This is a genomic window from Streptacidiphilus sp. MAP12-33, assembly GCF_041261265.1.
Classification (GTDB): domain Bacteria; phylum Actinomycetota; class Actinomycetes; order Streptomycetales; family Streptomycetaceae; genus Streptacidiphilus.
In genome coordinates this window covers 333,445-359,093 of the sequence record NZ_JBGCCA010000001.1, presented here as the reverse complement: position 1 = coordinate 359,093, position 25,649 = coordinate 333,445, and the positions used below count along the sequence as shown (strand labels likewise).

At 73.4% G+C, this 25,649-nt stretch carries 20 protein-coding genes; 5 read left to right on the top strand and 15 right to left on the bottom strand.

Features of this window, described 5'->3' with window-relative positions:
- Positions 1-1,986: a Stk1 family PASTA domain-containing Ser/Thr kinase gene (pknB, locus tag ABH931_RS01725; RefSeq protein ID WP_370109095.1), complete on the top strand. Its 1,986-nt coding sequence runs from the start codon at positions 1-3 to the stop codon at positions 1,984-1,986.
- A 102-nt stretch (positions 1,987-2,088) separates the two neighbouring features.
- Complete coding sequence (locus ABH931_RS01720) at positions 2,089-2,766, top strand: methyltransferase (RefSeq protein ID WP_370109093.1); 678 nt, start codon at positions 2,089-2,091, stop codon at positions 2,764-2,766.
- A gap of 8 nt (positions 2,767-2,774) precedes the next feature.
- Here the strand turns inward: ABH931_RS01720 and ABH931_RS01715 are convergent, their stop codons facing one another.
- The 15 genes from ABH931_RS01715 to ABH931_RS01645 all read right to left on the bottom strand — a co-directional run bounded on the left by ABH931_RS01715 (position 2,775) and on the right by ABH931_RS01645 (position 20,019).
- Entirely contained in the window at positions 2,775-3,323 is a 549-nt protein-coding gene (locus ABH931_RS01715) for a hypothetical protein (RefSeq protein WP_370109091.1), read from the bottom strand.
- Positions 3,324-3,375: 52 nt separating this feature from the next.
- Complete coding sequence (locus ABH931_RS01710; protein WP_370109089.1) at positions 3,376-4,431, bottom strand: hypothetical protein; 1,056 nt, start codon at positions 4,429-4,431, stop codon at positions 3,376-3,378.
- 144 nt (positions 4,432-4,575) lie between these two features.
- Positions 4,576-5,364, bottom strand: coding sequence for a thioesterase II family protein (locus tag ABH931_RS01705; protein ID WP_370109087.1), 789 nt, complete (start codon positions 5,362-5,364; stop codon positions 4,576-4,578).
- Positions 5,361-6,488, bottom strand: coding sequence for an alpha/beta hydrolase (locus ABH931_RS01700; RefSeq protein ID WP_370109462.1), 1,128 nt, complete (start codon positions 6,486-6,488; stop codon positions 5,361-5,363). Before ABH931_RS01700 ends, ABH931_RS01705 begins: the two co-directional genes overlap by 4 nt.
- Positions 6,489-6,507: 19 nt before the next feature.
- Positions 6,508-7,302 (bottom strand): 4'-phosphopantetheinyl transferase superfamily protein, encoded by a 795-nt coding sequence (locus tag ABH931_RS01695; protein ID WP_370109085.1) that lies wholly within the window; start codon positions 7,300-7,302, stop codon positions 6,508-6,510.
- Positions 7,295-8,191 (bottom strand): 2-oxo acid dehydrogenase subunit E2, encoded by an 897-nt coding sequence (locus tag ABH931_RS01690; RefSeq protein ID WP_370109083.1) that lies wholly within the window; start codon positions 8,189-8,191, stop codon positions 7,295-7,297. The genes ABH931_RS01695 and ABH931_RS01690 overlap by 8 nt, the downstream gene beginning before the upstream one ends.
- Complete coding sequence (locus ABH931_RS01685; protein WP_370109082.1) at positions 8,188-8,424, bottom strand: acyl carrier protein; 237 nt, start codon at positions 8,422-8,424, stop codon at positions 8,188-8,190. Before ABH931_RS01685 ends, ABH931_RS01690 begins: the two co-directional genes overlap by 4 nt.
- A gap of 9 nt (positions 8,425-8,433) precedes the next feature.
- Complete coding sequence (locus tag ABH931_RS01680; protein ID WP_370109080.1) at positions 8,434-10,368, bottom strand: HAD-IIIC family phosphatase; 1,935 nt, start codon at positions 10,366-10,368, stop codon at positions 8,434-8,436.
- A 17-nt stretch (positions 10,369-10,385) separates the two neighbouring features.
- Positions 10,386-11,408: a 3-oxoacyl-[acyl-carrier-protein] synthase III C-terminal domain-containing protein gene (locus ABH931_RS01675; RefSeq protein ID WP_370109079.1), complete on the bottom strand. Its 1,023-nt coding sequence runs from the start codon at positions 11,406-11,408 to the stop codon at positions 10,386-10,388.
- 43 nt (positions 11,409-11,451) lie between these two features.
- A complete protein-coding gene (locus ABH931_RS01670) occupies positions 11,452-14,481 on the bottom strand; it encodes a type I polyketide synthase (RefSeq protein ID WP_370109077.1) in 3,030 nt (1,009 codons plus the stop codon).
- On the bottom strand, positions 14,478-14,753 hold the full coding sequence (locus ABH931_RS01665; RefSeq protein ID WP_370109075.1) for an acyl carrier protein: 276 nt from the start codon (positions 14,751-14,753) through the stop codon (positions 14,478-14,480). Before ABH931_RS01665 ends, ABH931_RS01670 begins: the two co-directional genes overlap by 4 nt.
- Before the next feature lie 21 nt (positions 14,754-14,774).
- A complete protein-coding gene (locus ABH931_RS01660; protein WP_370109073.1) occupies positions 14,775-16,472 on the bottom strand; it encodes an acyl-CoA dehydrogenase in 1,698 nt (565 codons plus the stop codon).
- A gap of 43 nt (positions 16,473-16,515) precedes the next feature.
- Positions 16,516-18,300 carry a fatty acyl-AMP ligase gene (locus ABH931_RS01655; protein ID WP_370109071.1) on the bottom strand — a complete coding sequence of 595 codons (1,785 nt, stop codon included), beginning with the start codon at positions 18,298-18,300 and terminating at the stop codon, positions 16,516-16,518.
- Positions 18,301-18,411: 111 nt separating this feature from the next.
- Complete coding sequence (locus tag ABH931_RS01650) at positions 18,412-19,404, bottom strand: alpha/beta fold hydrolase (protein ID WP_370109070.1); 993 nt, start codon at positions 19,402-19,404, stop codon at positions 18,412-18,414.
- A gap of 120 nt (positions 19,405-19,524) precedes the next feature.
- A complete protein-coding gene (locus ABH931_RS01645; RefSeq protein WP_370109068.1) occupies positions 19,525-20,019 on the bottom strand; it encodes a WhiB family transcriptional regulator in 495 nt (164 codons plus the stop codon).
- 188 nt (positions 20,020-20,207) lie between these two features.
- On the opposite strand from ABH931_RS01645, the gene ABH931_RS01640 reads away from it, so the two are divergent.
- The 3 genes from ABH931_RS01640 (at position 20,208) to ABH931_RS01630 (ending at position 25,648) form a co-directional block, all read left to right on the top strand.
- On the top strand, positions 20,208-21,626 hold the full coding sequence (locus ABH931_RS01640; protein WP_370109067.1) for a wax ester/triacylglycerol synthase domain-containing protein: 1,419 nt from the start codon (positions 20,208-20,210) through the stop codon (positions 21,624-21,626).
- A 38-nt stretch (positions 21,627-21,664) separates the two neighbouring features.
- Positions 21,665-22,456 carry a 4'-phosphopantetheinyl transferase superfamily protein gene (locus tag ABH931_RS01635; protein WP_370109066.1) on the top strand — a complete coding sequence of 264 codons (792 nt, stop codon included), beginning with the start codon at positions 21,665-21,667 and terminating at the stop codon, positions 22,454-22,456.
- A gap of 147 nt (positions 22,457-22,603) precedes the next feature.
- Positions 22,604-25,648 carry a BTAD domain-containing putative transcriptional regulator gene (locus ABH931_RS01630; RefSeq protein WP_370109064.1) on the top strand — a complete coding sequence of 1,015 codons (3,045 nt, stop codon included), beginning with the start codon at positions 22,604-22,606 and terminating at the stop codon, positions 25,646-25,648.
- The last annotated feature ends 1 nt before the right edge of the window (position 25,649 follow it).

The window sequence follows — 25,649 nt, the reverse complement described above, 5'->3', positions numbered from 1 at the left end:
ATGGAAGAACCGCGTCGCCTCGGCGGCCGGTACGAGCTGGGCGGCGTTCTCGGACGCGGCGGCATGGCCGAGGTCTACATCGGTCACGACATCCGGCTCGGACGCGCCGTCGCCGTCAAGACGCTGCGGACCGACATGGCCCGCGACCCGTCTTTCCAGGCCCGGTTCCGTCGCGAGGCACAGTCCGCGGCGTCACTGAACCACCCCTCGATCGTGGCGGTCTACGACACGGGCGAGGACTACATCGACGGCATCTCCATCCCGTACATCGTGATGGAGTACGTCGACGGCTCCACCCTGCGTGAGCTGCTGCACTCCGGCCGCCGGCTGCTGCCGGAGCGCGCGATGGAGATGTGCATCGGCATCCTCCAGGCGCTGGAGTACTCGCACCGCAACGGCATCGTGCACCGCGACATCAAGCCCGCGAACGTCATGCTGACGCGCACGGGCCAGGTCAAGGTCATGGACTTCGGCATCGCCCGCGCCATGGGCGACTCCGGGATGACCATGACGCAGACCGCCGCGGTCATCGGCACCGCCCAGTACCTCTCCCCGGAGCAGGCCAAGGGCGAGCAGGTCGACGCCCGCTCGGACCTGTACTCCACCGGCTGTCTGCTCTACGAGCTGCTGACCGTCCGCCCGCCGTTCGTCGGCGACTCCCCCGTGGCCGTGGCCTACCAGCACGTCCGCGAGGAGGCGAACCCGCCCTCCTTCTACGACCCGGAGCTGCGGCCCGAGTACGACGCCATCGTGATGAAGGCGCTCGCCAAGGACCGCGACTACCGCTACCAGTCCGCGGACGAGATGCGCGCCGACATCGAGCGCGCCCTCGACGGCCTGCCGGTCGCCGCGGCCTCGACCCCGACGATGGCCTTCGGCATGAACGGCTACGGCCAGCAGCCGCAGACCGACCAGTACGGCCGGACCATGGCGATGCCCCCGGTCCCCGGCGGCCACGGCCCGCAGGGCGGCCAGACCAGCATCCTGCCCGGCTCCGGCCAGGGCTACGACGCGGGCGGCGACGGCTACGACCCCGGCCAGGGCTACGACGACGAGTACGACAACGGCTACGGCGGCGGCCGCGGCGACCGCCGCAGGGCGGCGTCCGGCGGCGGCCGCAACCGGAACACCTCGGTGATCGTGCTGATCGTCGCGGCGGTGCTGGTGCTGCTGGGCGCGTTCTTCGTGACCAAGTCGATGTTCGGCAACTCGGCGAACACCACCATGCAGGCACCCTCGCTGACCGGGCAGTCCTTCACGGACGCCCAGGCGCAGATCAACAACCAGTTCGGCACCAAGGTGCACCTGGTCAAGGGCACGTCCATCGCCTGCGACACGAACACCGCCGACAAGGGCAAGATCTGCAAGCAGGACCCGGTGGCCGGCACGACGATCCAGGACGGCGCCACCATCACCGTCCAGCTGAGCAGCGGCCCGCTGACGGACGGCGTCCCGAACCTCGACGGCATGACCGTCGACCAGGCGACGACGGCGCTGACGAACAAGGGCTTCCAGCTCGGGCAGCAGACGAGTCAGGCGTCCGGGACGATCGCCAAGGGACAGATCATCAGCTACACGCCGACGGGCAGCCAGCCCAAGGGCACGTCCATCGACGTGGTCGTCTCCAGCGGCCAGGCGATGTCCCAGGTGCCGTACATCGTCGGCACCGACTACCAGTCGGCCTGCCAGCAGATCGAGGCCCAGCACCTGATCTGCGTGCGGAGCTACGCTCCGGCCAACCAGCCCGGCCAGCCGGACGGCAACGTCCTGACCGAGACGGTCAACGGCCAGCCCGTGGCCACGGACGGCAGCACGCAGGTCCCGGCGAACAGCCAGGTCGCGATCGTCATCAACCCGCAGGCCGCCACCACCGACCAGGGCCAGACCGGCAACCCGAGCGGCGGCGGCACCCCGGGCATCATCGGCGGGAACGGCAACGGCGGCTTCACGCCCCCCGGCCAGGGCAACGGCGGCGGCAACGGCTGAGCCGATCCACGCACCAGAGGGGCGCGAGGCTCCACCGCACCGGTGGGGGCTCGCGCCCCTCTGACATTGCCTGCCCGCCCCCTGGCCCGCCAGACTGGCGCGGTGATCCCCGTCACCCCACTCCCGAGCGCCGCCGAGTTCGTGCGCGCGCACACGCGGCTCGCGCCCGCCAGTCCCGGCTTTCTGACGGAGGTGCGGCTGCACCTCGCCGACCAGGTCTTCGACCTGTGGGCGGAGACCGAGAGCACGTCCGGCCAGGACAACCCGCCGCCGCCGTTCTGGGCGCAGGCCTGGGCCGGTGGGCTGGCGCTCGCGCGGTACGTGCTGGACCACCCCGAGACGGTGGCCGGCAAGCGCGTGCTCGACCTGGCGTCCGGCTCGGGGCTGGTCGCCATCGCGGCGGTGCGGGCCGGGGCCGCGAGCGTCGAGGTCAGCGAGATCGACCCACTCGCCCTGGACGCGCTCGCCCTCAACGCGGCCGCCAACGACGTCACCCTCGGCCCGGCCCTCGGCGACGTCCTCGACGCCGACCCCACCCCCGCCGCGGACGTCGTCCTCGTCGGCGACGCGTTCTACGAACGCACCCTCGCCACCCGCGTCCTCTCCTTCCTCCACCGCGCGCGAACGGCCGGAGCCACCGCTTTCGTCGGTGACCCCGGCCGCGCCTACCTGCCACGCACCGAGTTCGACCCACTGGAGAGCTACGCCGTCCCGGTCCAGCGCGAGCTGGAGGACGCGGAGACCAAGCGCACGACGGTCTGGCGACTGTCCCGCGGATAACAGGGCCGTCAACGACAACGTCGCCGGTACAACCGGATCCAGCGTTCCGCCCGTAGCTCGGCCAACTCCTGACGGACACCGGCCAGCGCGTCCTGGACGCCCGCCACGGCGCACTCGACGTTGGTGACCTTCACGCTGAGCGCGCCGATCACGTCGGTGTGCGGCCTCAGCCGGGCGTCGATGCGGGACTCGACGACCTCGCACGCGACCCGCGCCGCGGTCGTGGCCGCGAGCTCGGTGACGTACCGCTCCAGCACTCCGGGCTCCGCCCGCGCGGACGCCTCCACGTCGAGCAGGTGGACCCGTACCCGACGCGCGACGTCGCTGTCGCGCAGCAGCATGGCGATGTTCAGCACCGCCCGGCGGCTGAGCAGGGTCAGGTTGGAACGAAGGGCCTGTGGATAACTCTTGTTCGAGAGGGACATGATGTCCCTCTCGAAGCCGACCAGGGCTTCTCCCCGAAGCACGGTCATTCCGTTCGATTCCAGCTCCTCGCGGTGCCGCTGGGTCAGCTTCTTGATCGCCTCGGCATCGACCCCGAAGTAGCCCGCCGCCATCGCGGAGGCCCGCCGCGGGGGGAAAGCGGCGGGCCTCCTGCTCGGGGGTGGGTCAGGCTCCGGTCTGGACCGGGATGTCGGGGGTCGGGGCCGGGGCCGGGGACTCCGGAGGAGCGGGGGGTGTGGGACGGGCCGTGCGGAGAGTCCAGAGGGCGAGGGTGAGGAGGGCGCCGGCGCCCGCCCAGAGGGCCAGGACGGTGAGCTCGGTGCCGATGGGCGCGTTCGGGAGGTAGGCGACGCGGCGGACCGCGAGGACCTCGGCCGAGCCGGGCATGCCGGGGGAGACGGCCCGGTAGAAGGAGGGCAGGAACTGCCGGGGGAGCGGGCCGCCGGAGGTGGCGATGCCCAGCTGGATCAGGAGCAGGGTCGCGATCGGGAAGGCCGGGAAGCCGAGCACCCGCAGCAGCAGGGCGACGGTGGACACCGTCGCGAAGGCGAGCAGCGCGCCGATCGCGGCCACCTCCCACAGGTGCCCGCCGAAGGCGCCGAGGCCGAGGTCCGCGACGCTCGCCGCGACGACACCGGCCACCAGCGAGAACGCCACCGCGGAGCCGAGCCAGACCACGCGGCCGAGGCCGCGGAAGCGCAGCCACAGCATCGCCTGGAAGACCAGGCCCGCCAGGCTGAGGCCGACCATCAGGGTGAAGGCCAGCAGCCCGTGCTCGTCGCCGTGCGGGAGCGGGGCCGTGTCGACCACCTGGAGCTGCGCGGACTGGTGCGCGGCCAGTTGCTGGCCCAGCGTGAGGACCGCCTGCTTGTCCGCGTCGCCGGAGGCGCCGGTGACCAGCACCTGGTCCTGGCCCTGGCCGAGCACGACCACGCCCAGCACGTCCTGGCGGGCCAGCGCCGCGCGGGCGGTGTCGGCGTCGGCGTAGACGCGCGGGTCGAAGGCGCCGGGCTGGGCCGCGTCGATGCCGTGGACCACCTGCTGGGCCACGGGGGCGGGGCCGACCACCCCGACGGGGATGTCGTGCGGCTGCGGGGAGCTCATCGACGCTCCGACGATCCACACGAAGAGGAGTACCAGCAGGGTCGCCGCGAGACCCGCGGCGCCGATGCCGACGGCCGTCCCTCCCTTGCGGTCCGGCCGGGTCACGGGCTGTGCCATGAGGAAACCTCCGGTCTTGGTTCTGGTGTCTGGGTCGCCCCTGCGATGGTCGGGGAGACCGTTTAAGTCCCGCTTTAGCGGCCGGGCCGGGCCGGGCCGAGCCGGCCGGGCCGATCAGTCGGTCGGTCGGCCGACCAGCCGGCCTCAGCCGAAGGCCCGCGCGCCGTCCAGCTCGAACGGGAGCCAGGCGGAGACCGCGCGCAGCAGCGCCGCGTAGAACGCGGCCGGGTACTCGCGCGGGAAGAAGTGCCCGCCGGGAAGCGTCTCCGCGCGGTACCCCGCCGAGGTGTGCTGCTCCCAGGCGAGCACGTCGCCGACGTCCACCAGCAGGTCGTGCTGTCCGGCCAGCACGTGGATCGGGATCGGCAGCCGCCGCGGCGGGGCGGGGCGGTGGTTCGCGGAGACGGTGAGGTCGTCCCGGATGACCGGCATCAGCACCTCCAGCCACTCGGGGCTGTCCGCCAGTTCGGCGGGCAGGCCGCCGAGGCCCAGCAGGGTCTCCATCAGATCCTGGTCCGTCATGTCCGCCGGCATGTCCAGCGCGTGGGGCAGATGCGGCGCGGGGTAGCCGCCGACGATCAGGGCCTCGGGCTGAAGCGCGTCCGGCCGTAGTCGCGCGGCCACCTGGTGGGCCAGCAGCGCGCCCATGCTGTGGCCGTAGAACAGGTAGGGACGGTCCAGCCAGGGATGCAGCGCGTCCTCCACCTCCCGCACCAGCGGCTCCAGTTCGGTGAACCGGGGTTCGCGGATACGGCTGGCCCGGCCGGGCAGCTGGATCGGGACCACCGAGACGTCCGGGCCGAGGAACTCGGCCCAGCCCCGGAACGCGGCGGCGTTGCCGCCCGCGTGGTGGAAGCAGAACAGGTTCAGCAGCGCGTCGCCGCTCGGTGGATGGGGCAGGTAGGGCGTGGGCGCGGCGTCGAAGCCGTTCACCGGTTCACCTCCTGGAGGGTGCCGAGAGTGAGTCCGGAGCGGGCGACCGTGCCGAGCATGTCCGCCACGGCGGCCGCCATCCACTCCCGCACCTCGTCGATGTGGCCGGGAGAGCCGTGGACGTCGTCGAAGTCGGCCAGCCGCAGCCCGGCGACGTGCTGCCGCAGCAGTTCCGCCTCCTCGTTGGGGATGACCTCGTCGCGCAGGCTGCGCACGTAGGCCACCGGAATGCGCAGCGCCTCCAGCTCCTGCGGGGTGAGCCCCCAGTCGGCGAGCGTCGCGAACAGCCCGGCACGGTCTACTCCGCCGAGGCCCGCGTGGTGCGTGACGGCGCCCACCGTCACCTCGGGGACCACCGGTCGCCAGGACGCGTCGTCGAAGAAGCGGGCCACCGGCGCGCCGACGGTGACCACGCCGCGGATGCGCTCGTCGACCGCGGCCTGACGCAGCGCCAGGTGCCCGCTGAAGCTCAGCGCCACCAGGACCGCGTGCGTGCTGTCGGCCCGGTCGGCGACGGCGTCGAGGACCGCCCCGTACATCCGGTGGCTGTCCCGGGTGTAGGTGAGGGTGTTCTCGCCGACGCCCGGCATCTCCGTGATCACGGCCGCCGCGCCGAGCGCCGCGGCCAGGTCCAGAAAGGGCGCCCACTGCTCCTTGACCGACACGATGCCGCCGGTGACCACCAGCACCGGCTTGGGACGGTCCCGGTCAAGGCCCCTGGCCCAGGCGTGGAAGACCCCGTCCGGGGTCTCCACGGTGAGCCGCTCCACGGCCGGCACGGCCTGCCGCCAGGCGTCGAAGACCGACAGGGCGCTCTTGCGGGCGCCCTGCCGGGCGGCGTCGCGCGGGTAGGGGAAGCTCGCCAGCAGGTAGCGGGAGATCGCGCCGGGCAGGTCCCCGGCGGAGATCCGCCGTTCCGCCTCGGCCGACCACTCGCCGACCCAGGAGCCGCTCCCCGCCCTCCCGTCGTCGTGTTCGATCCGGTCGCGGACCTGCGCGGCCGTCTCGGGCTCCAGCCCCAGCGCGCGGGCGTGGAGCAGGACGAACTGCTTCAGCTCGGCGAGGTCACCGAGCGCACCGAGGTCACCGTGGTCACCGTGGTCACCGAGGTCGTCCCCCGTCATACCGTTCACGTCGCCTTCCTCATTCCTCGATGTGGGGGGCCGGGCCGGAGCCGAGGGCCGCGGACAGCGCGGCCACCAGGCCCTGGTCGAGCATGGTCCCGGCGGCGGGGTCGAACCCGCTGCCGAAGCCCGCGTTGTAGACGACCGCGCTGACGCAGAAGCCCTCCGGCAGCGCGAAGGTGCTGAAGGACCACTCGTCGCCGGTGCCGGGCGCGCCGTCGGGCCGCAGGGCCTGGACGTCGGTGGCGTCCTCGGCCGAGTCGGCGGCGAAGCCGAACTCGGTGAACCGGAACTGCATGCCCTGCCCGATGGCCTTGCTGTAGGCCTCCTTGAGCGTCCACAGGCGCACCAGGCTGGGGTTGCGCTGCGCCTCGGGCAGCCCGGTCAGCAGCCGGAGCTCGTGCGGGGTGCAGATCTGGCGGCCCAGACCCGGGCCCCACAGCATCCGGTCCGCGCGCTCCACGTCCACGCCGATCAGGCCACTGGTGGTCAGCCCGACCACGAGCATGTCCTCGGTGTGGCTGAGGCTCATGTCGAGCTGGTCGTAACCGCGCAGGTAGGGGCGGCCGCTGGGGCCGTAGGACAGCTCGACCGACTCCGCCGGCACCCGCAGCACCAGCGCCGCGGCCTCCTTCAGCAGGGCCCGGGTGGCCGCGAACTGGCGCCGCAGCACCGGGTGCCCGAACCCGGTGTAGCGGGCCCAGTCGCGGCCGAGCAGCCGGCGCAGCGCGGACTCGTCCCGCGACTCCTGCTGGAAGGAGTCGAGCCGGGCGTAGAGCACGGCCGTGCCGAACCGCTCGATGTTGTCACGCACGTCCTCCCACGTATGGGGAGCGGCGATCTTGACCGGCGGCGGAATCACGGGCAGGGGGCTGCTCTGCGGCGCCGTACGCATGGATGTTCTCCAGGGTGTCCTTGATGTCTCCGAGGATGTCCGCGGCGATGGCTCCGTCGATCACTCTGTGGTCGAAGGTGAGGTTGACCCGCATCACCGGTGCCACGGTCACCTCCCCACCCCGGACCCACGGTTGGTCGTGCATCCGGCCGACGTTCAAGGTGACCGCGGTGCCGCCGGCGCCCATGAAGGCGTCGACGGGCCGGTGGCCCAGACAGCTCACGGACAGGGTGCCCAGCGCCAGACCGCGCACGGCGGGGCGGCGCAGCAGGCGGCGGAACATCCACCGGCCGACGGGCGCGGGAAGCCGGTTGAGCTTCCGCACGCCCGCGAACTCCGGCATCGTCTCGGGGTCGCCGTCGCGATGGCGGACGATCTCGCGCTGGATGGCCTCCAGTCCGAGCCGTTCGGAGCCGCGCACCAGCGCGGAGAGCACGACCCGGCGGCCGTCCATGGTCTTGTCCAGCGCGACCTTGGTGTTGACCCGCGGGTAGCGCACCAGACGGGGGCGCCACCGGCCGATCAGCGCGGAGTTGGCCTCGGGCTGGCGCGCCACGGCGCGGGAGCCCGCCCAGACGACATAGCTGACCAGCGAGAACGCGTGCCCGTCCGCCTTGGCCGCCCGGCGGTGCGCCTGGACGGCCGTCATGTCGACCACGCAGTCGATGGCGACGGACCGCTGGGCGGCGAAGGCGTACTCCAGGAAGTACAGGGTGTGCCGGCGCTGCCGCTCGGGAACCACGACCAGGCCCGGCCCCGCGAGGCCGCCGGTGCCGGCGCCGCCGTCCGTGCCCGTGCCGGTGCTCATGCGAGCGACGCCAGACCGAAGATCTCGTTGAGTGTCTGCGCCTCCAGCACCCGGGCGACGGCGAGCCGCACCCCGCTCTCCCGCTCGATCGCGGTGACCAGCTTGAGCAGGTGCACCGAGTCCCAGCCGTTGAGCATGTCGAAGGGCGTGTCGAGCTCGTCGGGCGAGACCGGGAAGCCCACCAGGTCGCGCAGCAGGTTCACGTAGTCGTCGGAGGTGGTCAAGGTCGCCATGGCTGTCCCTCAGTTCCTGGAGGCGATCGGGTGGGTGGCCGCGTCGGGGCCGTCGAGGCCGGACAGGTCGGCGTCGAGCGTGACGTGGGCCGGAGCGGGCTCGACGTCCTGGAGCGGGTGACGGAAGAGCAGACCCCCGTCGCTCTCCCCGGCGTCGGCGAAGCCGAGGTCGGGGTAGAACTCCCGCATCCGGTGGTTCTTGGCGGTGGGCCGGTACTCGCCCCACACCGCCGGCAGGCCCGCGTCGCGCGCGGCCCGCAGCAGGGCGGCGGTGCAGGCCTGCTCGATGCCGCGGGCGAAGACCCGGCAACTGAGCAGGAAGTTGTCCAGGTGCAGGCCATCCTCGCGGATCTCGGCGAAGACGGCGCCGACGGTGCCGTTGTCGCCGAAGCGGTCGCCCGAGCGGATCGCCAGCACCAGCCAGGCCGGGTCCGCCATCCGCTCGCGGACCGTCTCCGGCTGGAGGCGCCGGGTGGTCAGGTTGAACTGGTTGGTGCGCTGGGTGATCTGGGCGACCCTGGTGACCTCCAGGCCCTCGGGCGGCCCGAACCTGACCGTCACACCGAGCCCGGCCAGGTACTCCTCGGTGGAGCCCGCGCTGTCCAGGAACTCCTGGCGCAGCTCCTCGACCCGGTACTGCTCGGCCCGGCCGCGGTCCGCGTCGGTCAGCTCCCGCACGTCGAACCAGCCGTCCACGAGCAGCCGTTCCACGTGCAGCGCGGGCTCGTCGTCCAGCCGGACCACGGCGACACCGGGGACCCCGGCCTCGACCAGGCCGCACTCGTAGGGGCTGTCGTCGGCGAAGACGAAGCTGTCGGCGCCGAGGTTCAGCCGGGCCGCGAGCGCCTTGAGGTTCTCGTCCTTGGGCTGCCAGTTGGCGGTGACGTTGACGAAGTCGCCCTCGCGCAGCACCATCTCGGGGTGCTCGCGCAGCACGCCGAGCACCGGCTCCCGGTCGTTCTTGCTGCACACGGCGAGCAGCACGCCCTGCGAGCCGATCTGCCGGCAGACCTTCTGGAAGGCGGCGAAGGCCTCCCCGCGGAAGCTGCCGCCCACCGCGATGCCCTCCGGGCCGTCGTCGCCGAGGATGCCGTCCCACAGGGTGTTGTCCGCGTCCAGCACCAGGACCTTCTTCGAGCGCCCGGTCAGCGCCCGTGCCAGGTGGCCGACCTCGACGGCGTACGCGGAGAGCGTCTCCTCGGACAGCCGGGCCTTCACGTAGACGCTGAGCCGGGCGTCGGCCACCGGTCCACCGGCGGCGACCAGCGGTTCCAGGTCCAGGACCAGGGTGTTGGCGTGCGTGTCGCCCAGCCGCAGCAGGCCCGCGTTGAACTCGCGCCAGGCGGCGCCGAGCCGGGCCCGGGAGCGCAGGTCGACCAGCTGGTGGGTGAACCTGGTCAGCAACGTCGCCGTGTTCAGCACCAGCGTGCCGCCGCCGTGGGCCGCGTAGACGCCGGCCAGCGCGTCGAGCTGGGCCAGCTTGGCGCGCAGGGCCTGCTCGGCGTGCTCGACCCGCCAGGGCGAGGGGAGGTCGTCCAGGAGCGCCTCGGCGTCCAGCACGCACAGCACCAGGTCGGTGCCGGGCAGGTAGACCTCGCTGACCGGGTCGCGCAGCTCGCGGGCGTAGGCGTCGTAGTCCGAGACACGGGGGCGCAGCAGCACGCCGTGTCGGGCGAGTTCACCGGTGAGCGGGGCGACCAGCGCGGCCAGCGTGGAGTGGCCGGTGATCGCCGCGGTCAAAGCCGGCGTCTGCGGGTGCAGACGCTGGACCTCCTCGGCGTCCAGGCGGGCCAGCAGCTGGCCGACGGAGGCGCGGGCGGCCGGGTCGAGCAGCCGGATCAGCGAGAGCACCTGCGGGTACTCCTCGACCAGGCGCTTCTCGGCGTTCCAGGCCCGGATCTGCTCCAGCGGAGCGAGGTTCGTCTTCGTCTGTGTGTCGGTCATGGCGACTGATCAGCTCCTCAGACCTTTTCCAGGGCGTAGCCGGCCTTGATCCACTTGCTCGACTCGACGGCCACACCGATGGCCTTCTGGCCCGGCTCGGCGCGCTCCAGCAGTCGGGCGAGCTGCATGAACGGCAGGGCGTTGCTGGTGTTGCCGGTGTCCGCGACGCAGGAGACCTCGGTGACGCCGGGCAGGTCGAGCGAGGCCACGATCCGCTCGGTCATCCGGCCGGAGAGCTGCGGCGGCAGCAGGTAGTCCAGGTCGGTGTCGGACCAGCCCAGCTCGTCCAGCAGCTCCCAGACGACCTCGCCGGTCATCACCGGCACCGCGCCCTCGATCGCCTTGTAGTCCTCGCGGATCGGCTGCTTGCCCGAGTCCCGGTCGTTGGCGCCGAACCACTCGACGGTCTGGCCGGGCTCGCGGCCCAGGCCCGTCAGCCGGTTGAGCACCCGGTGCAGGGCCAGCCGCGCGCCGACCGGCTCGGAGGTGAGCACCGCGGCCCCGGCGCCGTCGCCGAAGAGCACGAAGTTGACCAGCTCGGAGGCCGGCATCGAGGCGAAGTCCTGGTCCAGCGGCAGGTGCTTGGCGCAGACGTCACCGCCCAGCACCAGGCCGTTGCGATGCAGCCCGCTGCTGACCAGCGCGTAGCCGAGGTCGAGCGCCTGCACCGCGCCGGCGCAGCCGGACTGGAGCTGGTAGGTGGGCAGCTGGTCCAGGCCCAGCTTGTCGGCGACGAGGTTGACGGTGGCCGGCATCAGCGCGTCCGGCGTGGCCGTGCCCAGCACCACGAAGCCGATGTCCTCGGGCTCCAGCCCGGAGGCGGCGAGCGCCTTGGCGCCCGCCTGCGCGGCGAGGTCGGCGAGGGTGTGCTGCTGCTCCTTGGTCTCCAGGTCGACCGCGAAGTGACGGGTCTTCGTCCCGATGAACAACTCGATCCAGTCCGCGTCGATGCCGAAGCGGTCGGCGAGGTGCTGGTTGTCGACGGGAGCGCCCGGCAGGGCGGTCCCGACGGCGGCGATGTACGCCTTGGCGGCGGTCATGGTCGCGGCCTTCCTTCCAGAACTTCCAGAACTGCGGTGGACGTCAACGTGCCTGGGGTGTTTCGGCGTTGCTCGGCTCGCGCAGGCTGTGCTCGCGCAGGCCGGGCTCACGCAGGCTGTGCTCGCGCAGGAAGGTGACCAGCGCGCCGACGGTGGCCAGGTGCGGCAGGAGCTGCTGGACGGTGAACTCCGGCAGCTCCGGCAGCGCGGTCTCGACCCGCGCCTTGAGCTGCATCACCTGCACCGAGTCCAGGCCCAGGTCCTCGTAGAGGCGGGAGCGCAGCGCGATCTCGCCCGGCTCGTAGCCGCCGGTCTCGGCGATGGCGGTGATCACCGCGTGGGAGACCCGGTCGGTGTCGGCGGGCAGGACGGCCTTCGTGCTCGCGCCCGCGGCCTCCCCCTCGCCGGCGAGCGCCGGCTCCTCGGTCTGCGGCGCGGTGGCCACCGGGACCGCCGTGGGCAGGTTCCAGTAGCGGCGCCGGGTGGAGAACTCGTAGGGGTGCAGCCGCTGCAACCGCCGGTCCTGCTCCGGGTACAGGCCCGCCCAGACGGGGTCGATCCCGGCCAGGAAGAGCTCGCCGACGGCCTCCGCCAGCTCCTTGCCGCCCGCGTCCTCACCGGTGGCGGGGTGGAGGCAGACCAGGTCCTCGGCGAGGCGCAGCTTGCGCACCAGCGAGGTGAGCACCGGCTTGGGCCCGATCTCGATCAGCAGTCGCGGCCCGTCCTTGACCAGGTCGCGGACGGCGTCGGCGAAACGCACCGGCTGGACGGCGTGGTTGACCCAGTACTCGCCGTCCATCGTCTCCTGGTCGATGGCGCGGCCCAGCAGCGTGGAGTAGAGCGGGATGCGCGGCGCCCTGGGCCGGGTGGCCGAGGCGACCCGGCTGAACTCCGGCACCATCGGGCTCATCAGCGTGGAGTGGAAGGCGTGCGAGACCCGCAGTCCGGTCGCGTCGATGCCGCGGCGGCGCAGCGCCCGCGCGATCCGCTCCAGCGCCTCCAGCTCACCGGAGAGCACCGTCGCGGTCGGCCCGTTCAGGGCGGCCACGTCGACCAGCGGCTCCTCGGCGACCAGGTCCTCGATCTCCTCGACGCCGGCCCGCACGGCCGTCATCCCGCCCCCGGCGGGCAGCTGCTGCATCAGCTGGCCGCGTGCCGAGACCAGCCAGGCCGTGTCGTCCAGGGAGAGCACGCCCGCGGTGACGGCGGCGGCGAACTCGCCGATGCTGTGGCCGAGGACGGCGGAGGGTTCCACGCCAAGACTGGTCAGGGTGCGGGCCATGGCGTAGCCGACGGCGAACAGCGCGGGCTGCGTGTTGCCGGTGCGGTGGATCACCCGCTCGTCGGTGGCGAAGACCAGGTCGCGCACCGACCGGCCCAGGTGCGGCCGCAGCGCCTCGTCGGCCTCGTCGAGGAAACCCCGGTACAGGGGGGACTCCTGGTAGAGCCTGCGGGTCATCGCCGGGAACTGCGCGCCCTGCCCGGTGAAGAGGAAGGCCACCTGGTGGCGTCCCTCCGGGTGGTGGGACCGTGCGGCGAGCTCCTCGGGGTCCCGCGCCGCCTCGGCGAGCTTGCGGGCCAGCTCTCCGGTGTTCCGCGCGACCACGGCGAAGCGCTGCGGCAGCGTGGACTTGATCTGGTTGCTGCTCCAGGCCAGCGGGCCCACCGGCTCCTGCTTGCGGCGCTCCAGCCACTCCGCCTGCGCCGCGACGTTGCGGCGCAGCCCGTCGAGGTTGTTGGCACTGAGCGTGAAGACCACCGGGGTCTCCGGTTCCTCGCCGGTCGGCAGCGGTCGGCGGGCCCGCGTGGGGGCGGAGGCCAGCACCGCGTGGGCGTTGGTGCCGCCCATGCCGAAGCTGCTCAGCCCGGCCAGCACCTCGCCCGAGGGCAGCCGCATCGGCGTCTTCAGCAGCCGCAGCCCGTGCGAGCGCAGGGCCAGCTTGTGGTTCTCCCGGGTGGCGAACGGACTGGCCGGGACGATGCGGTGATGCAGCGACAGGGCCACCTTGATCAGCCCGGCGATGCCGGCGGCGGCCTCGGTGTGGCCGATGTTGCCCTTGACCGAGCCGATGGCGCAGGGCTGCTCCCGCTCGGCCCCGTAGACGTGGCCCAGCGCCTTGGTCTCGATCATGTCGCCGAGCACCGTGCCGGTGCCGTGCGTCTCGATGAAGTCGACCCGCTCCGGGTCGGTCCCGGCCCGGCGCAGGGCCGCCGCCAGCACCTCCTGCTGCGCCCAGCGGCTGGGCGCGGTCAGGCCGTTGCTGCGGCCGTCCTGGTTGACGGCGCTGCCGCGGATCACCGCGTACACCTGCTGGCCGTCGACCAGGGCGTCCTCCAGGCGGCGCAGCACCACGGCGCCGACGCCGTCGCCGCGGCCGATGCCGTCGGAGGCGGAGCTGAACGGCTTGCAGCGTCCGTCGGGCGCGGAGAGGCCCGCCTGGGTGTAGAAGATGCCCAGGGCCGGGGTGAGCTGGAGGTTCACGCCGCCCGCCACCGCGTGGTCGACCTCGCCCGAGAGCAGGGCGTTGACCGCCAGGTGCACCGCGACCAGCGAGGAGGAGCAGGCGGTGTCCACCGCCAGGCTCGGCCCCTTGAGGTTCAGGTGGTAGGAGATCCGGTTGGCCACCATGCAGTAGCCGTTGCCCGCCCCGGTCTGGGCGGTGACCTTGGCGTAGTCGCCCAGGTGCAGTTGGCCCCACTCGTTGGCCATCACCCCGACGTAGACGCCGGTGGCGGTGTCGGCCAGGCGGTGCGGCGGGATGCCGCCGTCCTCCAGGGCGCGCCACACCGTCTGCAGGAAGAGCCGCTGCTGCGGGTCCATGGCACCGGCCTCGCGCGGCGAGACGGCGAAGAACTCGCTGTCGAACACTCCGGGGTCGGCCAGGAAGCCGCCCCGGGTGGTGTTGGTGCGGCCCGGCGCCCCGGCCGGGTCGTACCAGTCGGCGGCGGTCCAGCGGTCCGGCGGCACCTCGGCGCCGCCGTCCCCGGCCCGCATCAGCAGGTCCCAGTAGGCTCCGGCGTCGGGCGCGCCGGGGAACCGGCAGTCCAGCCCGACGATGGCGATGTCGGTCATCGGGCGGCGCTCCCCGCGATCTGGTCGCCCAGGTGGTCGGCGAGGGCCTCGACGGTGGGGTAGTCCCAGGCGACGGTCGGTTCCAGCTCGACGCCGTACTCCTCCTCGATGTCACCGCAGAGGCTGAGGGCGACGACCGAGTCGAGGCCGTACGTCGCCAGCGGGACGGACAGGGAGATGGCGGCGGGGTCCCTCTCCAGGTAGAGCGCCACCCGCTCGGTGATCCACCGGCGCAGCGTCACCTCGTTGCGGGCCTTGGCGGCTTGGGTCATGACTGGTCACTCCTCGGTTGGTCAGCCCGCGACCGGCGTCGCGTACAGGTCGAAGCTGCGCGGAAGGGTGTAGCGGTCGTGGAGTTCGCGCCGGAGGGTCTCGGACCACTCCGGGGCGGGGTCGGGCACCGGCAGTTCGAGCCGGCGGGCGATCCGGGTGAGGGCGAGGGCCGCCCACGCGGGGTCGGCCAGGAACGCGTCCCCGGCCCCGGACGGCCCCTCGGCGCAGGCCGTGTGCACGGCCACGACCGCGGCGCCCGCCAGCAGCAGCGCGTAACGGTCGGTCAGCGGGAAGGCCCGCAGGTCGGTGACGTCGGCCGGAAGCTCCAGGCAGCGGGCGCGCAGCTCCTCGAACTCCGCCCGCAGCGCGGCCGCGAGCGGCCGCAACGGGCCCTCGGGCGCCAGGTCGAGCCAGGAGGCGACCGGGTCGTCCGGGGCCGCCAGCAGCAGGCGTTCGGCCCCGGGCAGCCCGGGCAGGTCGCCGTGCGGCCGGAACAGCCGCTGCGGCGCCGGGGCGGTGCGCAGCCAGCCGGAGGCGAGCCGGCGCAGCTGCGGGACCAGGGTGGCCTGGCAGGCGGCGCTGCCGGAGTGGCCGAGGCTCACCACCGGGAGGTCGCGCACCGTCTTCTGGAAGAAGCCGGACTCCCCCTCGCGGTCGAAGAGGTGCTCGCCGAGGACCGAGGAGAGGTCGTTAAGCGTCTGCGTCAGCACCCGGGGCACCAGGTACTTGACGGCCGCCGCGTACACGCTGGTCCGCCCGGGCAGCAGGTGCGTCGCCCGGGTGCCGGCCAGGGCGAACGCGTCGCACAGCAGCAGGTCGGCGAAGCCGCCGGTCAGGGTCTGCCAGGGGCGCTCCCTGGTCTGTCCTGACGCGAGCGCCGTGCGCACCGCGGTGCGCAGCGCCGTGTCGGCGACGCCGATCACCGCCGAGGCGGCGACGGCACGCACGACCTGGAACGAGCGCAGGGACAGCTCGACCCCGTCGCCCTCCGCGCCCAGCAGCGCGGAACGGTCCACGAAGCAGGCCCGGAAGCCGAGCCCGGCGGTGTGGCAGGAGCGCACCCCGAGGGTCTCCTGCCGCGGCAGCTCGGAGACGGCGGACGGGTCGAGCCCCTCGCGCCGCACCAGCAGCACGGAGTGGGACCGCAGCCCCGTGCCGCCGGTGCGGCACACCAGGGTCAGCGCGTCGGCCCGGGTGCCGTTGAAGATCACCCGCTTGCGGCCGGACAGGAGGTAGCCCGAGCCCCGCGGCCACGCCTCGTACTCGTCGCGCAGCAGCAGGTTGCTGTGGGCGACCTCGTGGTAGGCGTTGGTCATCCGGCCGCCGCCGAGCAGCAGCCGCGCCGTCTCCTGTCGCTGGAGCTCCGTGCCGGCGTTCCACACGTGCACCGACGCCATCAGCGACATCAGCGCGTGGCCGACGCCGACCGAGGCGTCCCGGCGGAAGACGTGGCGCAGCACACGGGCGACCGTGTCGACGCGGTCCATCCGGCCGCCCAGCGCGGTCGGCACCAGCTCGGCGCCGAGACCGAAGCGGTCCAGCGCCCGTTCAGCCTCGGGCAGGACCCGTCGGTCCGCGTCGGCGGCCAGCAGGGCCGCGTGGCCCACCGGGTTCTCCGGGTCCCACGGGTCCCCGAAGGCCGCCTCCACGGCGGCGACGCGCGCCTCCGCGTCCGGTGCCGCCGCAGCGGCGCCCGGGGTGTGAGCCGTGGTGGTCATCAGGGTTCCCCTCCTGTCCTGGCTCCGGTCCGGTCCGTCGCGTTCAGGCCGGTGCGCCGACCGGCACGGGACGTCCGATCCGGGCCGCCACCTCGGGGCTCAGCACCTCCTGGATGCCCTCCAACTTGCCGTCCAGGAACAGCTTCTGCATGAGCGAGCGCTGGATCTTGCCGCTGGTGGTCTTGCGCACCGTCCCCGGCTTGGCCAGCAGCACGCCACCGACCGGCACGTCGAACTCGCGCGAGACGCCCCACTGGACCGACTGCGCCAGCGACTCCAGGTCGGTGTCCGGGCCGGCGTTGCGGATCTCCTGGACCACCACGGCCACCTCGCGGCCGCCCACCGGCACGGTGAACACCGAGCCGGGGCCCTGCCCCAGCAGCGGGTTGAAGCCCTGGACGACCTGCTCCACGTCCTGCGGGTAGACGTTGCGGCCCTGGAAGATCAGGACCTCCTTGCGCCGCCCGGTGACGTACAGCTCGCCCTCCAGCAGCGCGCCGAGGTCGCCGGTGCGCAGGAACGGGCCCGCGCCGGAGGTGGTGTGGGCGCCGAAGGTCTCCCGGTTGACCTCGTCACGGTTCCAGTAGCCCCGGGCGACGCTCTCGCCGCGCACCCAGATCTCGCCGACGCCACCCTCGGGCAGCTCCTCGTGCGACTCGGGGTCGACGATGCGCAGGTCGAAGCCGACGACGCGGCCGCAGCTGACGACGGAGCGGGAGGACTCGCCCTCGGCCGCGTCGGCCAGGCGGTTGTTCTCCAGCTCGGCCGCCGAGGCGGCGCGGACGATCGGTTCGACGCCGCGGACGGAGCCGGTCACGCCGAGCGTGGTCTCCGCCATGCCGTAGCCGGGGTGCAGCGCGCCCCGGTCGAAACCGACGGCGGCGAAGCGCTCGGCGAACGCGTGGATGGAGGCGGCGCGGATCGGCTCGGCACCGTTGAGCGCCGACTTCCAGCAGGACAGGTCCAGGCCCGCCAGCTGCGCGTCGGTGATCCTGCGGGTGCACAGGTCGTAGGCGAAGTTGGGACCGCCGCAGACCTCGACCCGGTACTCGGAGATCATCTCCAGCCAGCGGTGCGGCCGCTTCAGGAACGAGACCGGCGACATCTGCACCAGGGTCGAACCCTGGTAGGGCGCCTGCAGGATGAAGCCGATCAGGCCCATGTCGTGGAAGTACGGCAGCCAGGAGCCCAGCGTGCCGCCGGGGGTGGTGCCGAGGATCTCGACCAGGCACTCCTCGTTGGCCAGCAGGTTGCGGTGCGAGACCATGACGCCCTTGGGGTCGCTGGTCGAGCCCGAGGTGTACTGCAGGAAGGCCAGGTCCTCGGGACCGAGCGGCGGCGGCGTCCAGGCGTCCGCGTCGCCGTAGTCGGGCGTGTCGGTCGCCAGGCACTCGACCTCCTCGCTCAGGCCCTCGGCCTCCAGCCAGTCCGTCACGTCGTCGACGTTGGCCCGGTCGGTGAGCACCACCCGCACCCCGGCGTCGCGGACGATGCCGGTGACCCGCGAGAAGGCCTGGCCGTGCCCGCCGGGCAGCGGCGAGGGCACCGCCACGGCGCCCGCGTACAGGCAGCCGGCGAAGGCCTTGGAGAACGCGAGGCCGTGGTTGTAGAGCATCAGCACGCGCTCGCCGAACAGTTCGCGCCCCTGGAGCCAGGACCCCAGCCGGCGGGCCTCGAGGTCCAGCCCGGCGTAGGTGAGGTGCTCGGGCTCCTGGTTGTCGCTGGAGTCGTGCAGGAAGATGTAGGCGTCCCGCTCCGGGTGCTCCGCGACGCGGTGCCGTACCAGATCCGTGAACGTCGGGAAGTTCTCGTTGCTGGGCAAGGTCATCCCCTTTGTCGGGTAGACGACAGGCAGGGGGTGGCGTTTCCCCCATGTGCTCCGATACTCGGCCAAGGGCCTTAAACCGGGCTTGCGTGCCACGTTCAGGCGTTCGACGGCTCAGCCGACGGCGTGCAGGCGAGCGCGACGCTCCTCGCCGCGCGCGTGCGGCCGCCGGGTGCGCAGCATCGCCCGCCACTCCTCCGGGCTGAACGAGGCCGGCTCGGTGTCCCTGACGAACTCGTGCACCAGGTTGACGAACCGCTGCGGGTCGCTGCGGAACGGGAAGTGGCCGGTGTTCTCGAAGACCGCGAGCCGGCTGCCGGGCATCGACATGTGCGCCAGGCCCGCGTGCGCGGCGGGCACCACCTGGTCGCGGTCACCCCAGACCAGCAGCGTCGGCATGCCCTGGGTCAGGTAACAGCGGTCCATCAGCGTGTCGACCTGGCCGCGCCAGTCCACCACCGAGCGCAGGGTGCGCACGAAGGCGCTGCGGGCGCTGCCGTCCGGCAACGCGTCCACGACCCGCAGCAGGTCGGGGGCGTCGAGACCGAGCCCGAAGTCGAACAACTGCATGAGCCGCACCCCCACCTGGAAGGGCAGGTGCATGCCCGGGACCCGCAGCGCCGCCAGCAGCGCCCCCGCACCCGGCAGCGTCGCCGCCCGCAGCAGCGGGGTCACCTGGCGGCCGACGCCGCCCGTGCCGACCAGCACCAGCCGCTCGCAGCGCTCCGGGAACTGGTAGGCGAACTGCATCGCCACCCCGCCGCCGAGCGAGTGCCCGACCAGGGTGGCCCGCTCGATGCCGAGCACCGAGATCAGGTCGCGCATGCAGTTGGCGAAGCCCGGCACCGAGTAGTCGGCGCGGGGCCGCGCGGAGCTGCCGTGGCCGAGCAGGTCCGGCACCACCACGCGGTAGTGCTGGGCCAGCCCGGGCAGCACGTCCGCCCAGGTGTCGGAGGTGTCCCCGATGCCGTGGATGAGCAGCAGCACCGGGCCCTTGCCGGCCATCCGGAACGCGATCCGGTGGCCGTGGATCACCCGGTGCCGGACCCTCAGCTCCGAGGTCCGCCGACCACCGCCCGTGCCACTGGTCCGATCGTTGGCAGTCACGCCGTGTCCTTTCGCCGCTCTTGGTTTCGGCTCGCAGGCTGCTCGATCCGACTTGCGCGGCTCTTGTGACGTCCCGGAGCCCCTCGGCCACCCGTCCCGGCGGGCGGCACCAGGGCCTGCTCAGGCGGAGGCGCGCAGGTGCTCCAGCAGCGTCGTCGCGCCGCGGACCCGGCGGACCGCGTGGGTGCCGATGCCGAGCCGGGCGGCGATCTGCGGGTCGCTCCAGCCGCGCAGCAGCAGGGCGGCGACGGTGGCGGGCACCTGGCGGCGCGGGATGGTCTCCTGCTGCCCGGCCAGCACCCGGCTCACCAGCTCCGCCGCGGAGAGCCCGGAGTGACGCAGCAGCAGGCTCATCTCCCGGCGTTCGGCCGCGGTCAGGCCGCCCCAGATCCCCTCGGTGTCGCCCAGCCGCAGCGCCTCGCGCAGGCAGCGCCGCCGCACCGGGCACGGCGCGCAGACCGCCTTCGCGTGCGCCACCTGGGCGGAGGAGGCGTGGCCGTCCGAGACCGGGAAGAACGTCTCCGGGTCCATGCCCGCACACGCCGCCTCGGCGAAGTCGTCCGGATGCGGCGCGATCGCCAGCAGGTCGAGCGGGGCATCGAGCAACCTGGTCACCTTCGGTCCTCCTCGGGCGGCGGGGATACGCGGACGGCGCGGGTGGCCGTCGCCGCACCGTGCCAACGCGCCCTTGTCCGCGGCTTGGGCCGATGCCGCCGACGGGCGTTCCCGGTGCGGCGCCACAAGCGCGGCACAAGCGGCACGGGGAGAGTGGAGCGCGCCAACGGTCTTGAGGGGGAGCAACGGTGACCACTGCAACGGCGACGGCGACAGCCCTCGTGGCAACCGCGACAACGGAGCGGCTCAGCGCGCTCGACATGGCCTTCTGGAGCCTGGAGTCGGTCTCGGCGCCGATGCACCTGGGCGCGCTGCTGCGCTTCGGGCCGGGCGGGACCGCGTCCACGGACGAGCTGGCCGCGCTGATCGCGGAGCGCGCCGCCCTCTCGCCCCGGCTGCGGCAACGGGTGGCCGTCCCGTGGAACCCGCTGGAACCGCCGCACTGGCGCGACGATCCCGCCTTCGACGGCCACCGTCACGTCCACCTGCACCGGCCCGCCCCGGGCTGCTCGCTCGCCGAGACGACCGCCGAGCTGATGGCGGCGCCGCTGCGGCGGGAGCTGCCGCCGTGGGAGGCGCACGTGCTGCTGTCGTCCCCCACCGCCGGGCCCGAGGAGGGCTTCGCGCTGCTGCTGAAGCTCCACCACGCCGCCGTGGACGGCCTGCGCGCCGTCGAGCTCGGGGTCCGGCTGCTGGACCGGCTGCCGCGGCAGCGCCGGCCGCCGGCGGCGGAGCCCGCGGCGGTCCCGGCCGGCCCGGGCCCGGGCGCCGGGAGCCTGGGGCGGCTGCTGCGCGCCGCACCCACCGCCGTGGCCGACGTCCGGCGCCGTCTGCGGGCCGCGGGCGTGGCGGGTGACGTCGCCGCCGCGGTGGCCACCACCGGCCTCACCGACGTGCTGCGGCGCACCCGTTCACCGCTGCGCAGCGGCCCCGCCGACACCGCCCGGCGGGTGGTCGCCCTGCCGGTGCTCGAGCTCGCCGCGCTGCAGAAGGTGCGCCGGTCCCACGGCGGCACCCTGCACGACGTCGTGCTCGCCGTGCTCGCCGGGGCGCTGCGGCGCTGGTTCCTCGGCCTCGGCCACGATCCGGCGCGGCGCACCAGCCGGGTGCTGGTGCCGGTCAGCGCCCGGACCAGAGCGGGACGGACGGAGACCGGCAACCAGCTCTCGGGCTACCTGGTGGATCTGCCCTTGGCCGAACCCGACCCACTGATCCGGTTGTTGCGCGTCCGGGAGGCGATGGGCGCGCACAAGGAACGCGGCGCGGACCGCGGCCCCGGCGCCGTCGCGACCCTCTCCGAGCTGCTGCCACCGGGCTGCCACCGCTTCACCGGCCCGGTGCTGCGACCGACCGCGCCGCTGCTGTTCGACGCCCTGGTCACCGACGTCCCCCTGCCGGGCCTGCCGTTCCGCCTGGCCGGTGCCCCGCTGACGGCGCTGCACCCACTGGCCCCGCTCGCCCAGGGCCACACCGTGGCCGTCGCGGTGAGCCGCTACCGCGACCGGGTCTTCGTGGGCCTGCACGGCGCGGCCGACGAGCTGACCGACCCGCGCCGCATCTCCGGGGCGATGAGCGCCGAACTGGCCGAACTGGTCCGCCACTCGTGAAAGGCGCGTCCCCCACCGCTCAACCTGGAGGTGAGACCATGCTGGAGACCACAGAGCAGTTCGCCGCGGTGTCGGAGCTTCCGTCGCCCGGTCGGCGACCCGCCGCCGGTGCGGTGGACGTGTGGCTGGTGCCCGCCGCGGCGGAGCAGTTCGCGGCGGCCGACCGCCTCCGCGGCCTGCTCGACCCGGGCGAACGTGAACGCGTCGACCTGTGCGGTCACGCCGAGGGCCGGCAGATGCTGCTCACCGCCCATGTCGCGCTGCGGCTGCTGCTCGGCGCCTATCTCGGCCGCCCGGCAGGCGGGGTGACCATCGACCGGGCTGTCTGCCGGTGCTGCGGGCGGCACCACGGCCGCCCGCTGGTCCAGGCGGAGCCCGCCCTGCACTTCTCGCTCTCGTACACCACCGGCCTGGCCGTCTGCGCCTTCGCCGCCTCCCCGGTCGGCGCGGACGTGGAGGCGGTGGAGGCCGTGCCGGGCACCGAACTGGTGCCGCTGCTCCACCCCGACGAGCAGGAGATGGTGCGCCGCCTGCCCGAACCGCTGCGCGACCGCGCCTTCCTGGACTGCTGGGTGCGCAAGCAGGCGTTCCTGAAGGCCACCGACGGGCTCGCCACCTCGCTGGACAGCTTCTGCGTCGGCGTCGGGCCCGACTACGGCGGCGCGGCCGGCGTCAGCGCCGCGGCCGGGGCCTGGGGGCTGGCCGCCGTCCCCACCCCGGACACCCACGGGGGAGCGGTCGCCGTCCTCATGCCGCCCGCCGAACCGACGGCGCCGCGCCTGCGCGCCCGCACCGCCGACCTGTTCCGCTGGTCGGGGAAGGCCGGCTGAGTGTCCTCTCTCACCACGCCCACGGTCGGCGGCGGCCGAAGGACCCTCCTGCCATCGGCCCACGTCACCGCCTACGATCGGACACGGTCCCCGATCGCGCCGACGGCCGGCCCCGGGGGCAGGGCGGTGACGGGGGAGGTAGCGGTCATGGCGGTCGACTCGACAGGCGAGGACGGGGGGCTCTGCCTAAGCGTCCTCGGTCCCCTGGAATGCCACGCGGGCGGGATCCGGCTGCCCCTCGGCGGCCCCCAGCAGGAGCGGACGCTGGTCGTGCTGCTGCTCGACGCGGGGCGGGTCGTCCCGGTCCGGCGCCTGGTCGAGGCCGTCTGGGAGGGCGAGCCGCCGGCCACGGCCGAGCACCAGATCCGCAAGATGGTCGCCGACCTGCGCCGCCGCCTGCCCGGCGGCCACGAACTGCTGCACACCGACGGCGGGGGATACCGTGCGCTCGTCGCGGAGGACCAGTTCGACCTCAGCATCTTCCGGGTCCGGCTGCGGCGCGCCCGCGAGGCCCAGGCGGCCGGACTGTCCGCGAACGCCGCCGACGAGCTGCGCGCGGGGCTCGCACTGTGGCGCGGACCGGTGCTCGCGGGTCTGGGCAGCCCCGTCATCGAGGCCATGGCCGCGGAGCTGGAGGAGCTCCGGCTGGCCGCGACGGAAGAACTGGTCGACATCCGTCTGGAAGCCGGACCGGATCCCGAACTGGTCAGTGAACTGCGCGGACTGGTCCGGCTGCAACCGCTGCGCGAGCGACTGCGCGGTCAGCTGATGCTCGCCCTGTACCGGTCCGGGCGCCAGGCAGACGCCCTGGAGGAGTACGCCCGGGTGCGGGCGCTGTTCGCCGACGAGCTCGGCATCGACCCCGGACCCGCGCTCAGCCGCCTGCACGAGGACATCCTGCGCAGCAGCCCGGAGCTGGACCCGCCGTCGGTGGCGGCCGGACAGAAGTTCCCGGTCGAGGTGATCGCGCCCCGCCCCTCCGGGTCGCCCCGCTCGCTCCCCTACGACCTGCCCGACTTCACCGGCCGCATGGCCGAGTTGGCGCAGCTGCGGGAGAGCGCGGGAAGTGCCGAGGGCCATATGAAGATCATCTCAATCACCGGTATGGGCGGCTGCGGCAAGACCGCCCTGGCCGTACGAGCCGCGCATCAGCTGGCCGAGCACTACCCGGACGGACAGCTCCACGTCGACCTCGCCGGCTTCACCCCGGGTCAGCAGCCGCTGGACCCGAGTGCCGCGATCGACGTACTGCTGCACTCCCTGGGCGTCCCCGGCGAACGCATCCCGGACGGGCTGCTCAGCCGGATCGCGCTGTGGCGGGTCAGCACCGCGCAGCGGCGGCTGCTGATCCTGCTCGACAACGCCCTGGACGCCGAGCAGGTGCGCCCGCTGCTGCCCGCCTCGCCCGGCTGCCTGGTCCTGGTCACCAACCGGGTCCGGCTGGACGACCTCGACGGGGTGGAGACCCTCTCCCTGGACGTGCTCACCGAAGAGGACAGCCACGAGGTCCTGGTCCGCGCCCTCGGCGAGAAGCGCGTGGCGGCGGAGCCCGAGGCCGCCACCGACCTGATCAGACTCTGCGGCCGGCTCCCGCTGGCCCTGCGCATCTCGGCCGGCCGGCTGGCCAGCCGTCCCCGCTGGACCCTCGCGCACCTGGTCGGCCGACTGCACGAGCAGACCCGGTTACTGGACGAACTGCGCGGCGGCGACCGCAGCGTGGCGGCGAGCCTGCGCCTGTCCCACGACAGCATGACCGCCGACTACCAGGACGCCCTCCGCCTGCTCGGCCTGCTGCCCGGCCAGGACGTGGACGTCCACGCCGCGGCAGCCCTGCTGGGCCTGTCCCTGGACGAGGCCGAGCGTCGGCTGGAGTACCTGGTCGACGTCAACCTGCTGGAACAGCACACGCTCGGGCGGTACGTCTTCCACGACCTGGTCCGCAGCTTCGCCCACTCGCTCCAGCCGGGTGTCTGCCCACCGGAGGACCAGGCGGCGGCCGAACGGCTGGTGGAGTACTACGCCGGGGCCGTCAGTGCCGCCGCCCAGGCGCTCTACCAAGGCTGGAAGCCTGATCCTGCCAGACACGAACCGAAGTCGACGCCTACCCTCCCTGAGTTCCCCGGCCCCGACGCCGCACAGGCCTGGATGGGCCAGGAGCGGGCCAACGTGCTCGCCGCACTGCGCGCCAGCGAACGCATGGGCCTGCACCGGCAGGCAGCGCGGATACCCCGCAACCTGGGCCCCTATCTCCAGGAGAACGGCTACCTCCAGGAGTACCTGGAGGCTACCGAGACCGGCGTGCGTATGGCCGAAGCCGTGGGGGACCCCTACCAACTGCAACGCGCCAACACCTTCCTGGCCGTCTCCCTGTGGCAGCTGAGCCGTTTCCGGGAAGGCGCGGTCCACGCGAGGCGCGCGGTGGAGCTGGCCGTGGAGCTCCGTGACCTCGAGTTGGAGGCGGGCGCGCTCAGCCGCTTCGCCGTCTTCCACAGCAGCCTTGGGGACTACCGTGAGGGCCTGCGGTGCCTGGAACGGGCGCTGGCCATGCACCAGGATTCGGGCGACGTACGTGAGGAGGCGACGACGCGGGTGAGCATCGGCTCCTCGGCCTGCTACCTCGGTCAGTACGCGTACGCGGAGCAGGAGTCGGGCCTGGCCAACATCATGTGCGAGAGTCTGGGCCTGCCGTACTTCCGGGTGCTGGCACTGACCAATCTGTCCTCGGCCCAGGTCGGGCTGGGCCGCCCGGAACACGCCCTCGAGAGCATCCTTCGGGCCGAGAAGCTCTCGGAGCAGCTGCCGGGGTCGCCGCACCACGCTTTGGTCCTCGCCCGCAAGGCGGGGGTCCTGCTGCTGCTCGGCCGGGTCGAGGAGGCGCACCGCCACGCCCTCGAGGCGCGGGACATGCTGTGGACGATCCACTCGCCCTCCGTCGTGGTGCGTGTGCACAACGTCCTCGGGCGCGTCGAGCACCAGCGCGGTGAGCTGCGCCAGGCCCTGACCTGCCATCGGGAGGCCCTTGCCGGCGCCGTGGAGATCGGCGCCAGGATCGACGAGGCCGAGGCACTGCAGGAGATCGCCAAAATCGAGGTGGCCCTGGATGACCCGGCCTCCGCCGCGATCCACCGGGAACAGGCCCGAGACCGGTTCGACCGCCTCGGCGTCCCCGTCGGGCACATCCGCACGAGCTGAG

What these genes read in the sequence shown, in the direction of transcription:
- pknB (WP_370109095.1), top strand. Translation starts at nt 1, where the DNA reads ATGGAAGAACCGCGTCGCCTCGGCGGCCGGTACGAGCTGGGCGGCGTT.
- ABH931_RS01715 (WP_370109091.1), bottom strand. Translation starts at nt 3,323, where the DNA reads ATGGCGGCGGGCTACTTCGGGGTCGATGCCGAGGCGATCAAGAAGCTG.
- ABH931_RS01710 (WP_370109089.1), bottom strand. Translation starts at nt 4,431, where the DNA reads ATGGCACAGCCCGTGACCCGGCCGGACCGCAAGGGAGGGACGGCCGTC.
- ABH931_RS01700 (WP_370109462.1), bottom strand. Translation starts at nt 6,488, where the DNA reads ATGACGGGGGACGACCTCGGTGACCACGGTGACCACGGTGACCTCGGT.
- ABH931_RS01690 (WP_370109083.1), bottom strand. Translation starts at nt 8,191, where the DNA reads ATGAGCACCGGCACGGGCACGGACGGCGGCGCCGGCACCGGCGGCCTC.
- ABH931_RS01685 (WP_370109082.1), bottom strand. Translation starts at nt 8,424, where the DNA reads ATGGCGACCTTGACCACCTCCGACGACTACGTGAACCTGCTGCGCGAC.
- ABH931_RS01680 (WP_370109080.1), bottom strand. Translation starts at nt 10,368, where the DNA reads ATGACCGACACACAGACGAAGACGAACCTCGCTCCGCTGGAGCAGATC.
- ABH931_RS01675 (WP_370109079.1), bottom strand. Translation starts at nt 11,408, where the DNA reads ATGACCGCCGCCAAGGCGTACATCGCCGCCGTCGGGACCGCCCTGCCG.
- ABH931_RS01670 (WP_370109077.1), bottom strand. Translation starts at nt 14,481, where the DNA reads ATGACCGACATCGCCATCGTCGGGCTGGACTGCCGGTTCCCCGGCGCG.
- ABH931_RS01665 (WP_370109075.1), bottom strand. Translation starts at nt 14,753, where the DNA reads ATGACCCAAGCCGCCAAGGCCCGCAACGAGGTGACGCTGCGCCGGTGG.
- ABH931_RS01660 (WP_370109073.1), bottom strand. Translation starts at nt 16,472, where the DNA reads ATGACCACCACGGCTCACACCCCGGGCGCCGCTGCGGCGGCACCGGAC.
- ABH931_RS01655 (WP_370109071.1), bottom strand. Translation starts at nt 18,300, where the DNA reads ATGACCTTGCCCAGCAACGAGAACTTCCCGACGTTCACGGATCTGGTA.
- ABH931_RS01635 (WP_370109066.1), top strand. Translation starts at nt 21,665, where the DNA reads ATGCTGGAGACCACAGAGCAGTTCGCCGCGGTGTCGGAGCTTCCGTCG.
- ABH931_RS01630 (WP_370109064.1), top strand. Translation starts at nt 22,604, where the DNA reads ATGGCGGTCGACTCGACAGGCGAGGACGGGGGGCTCTGCCTAAGCGTC.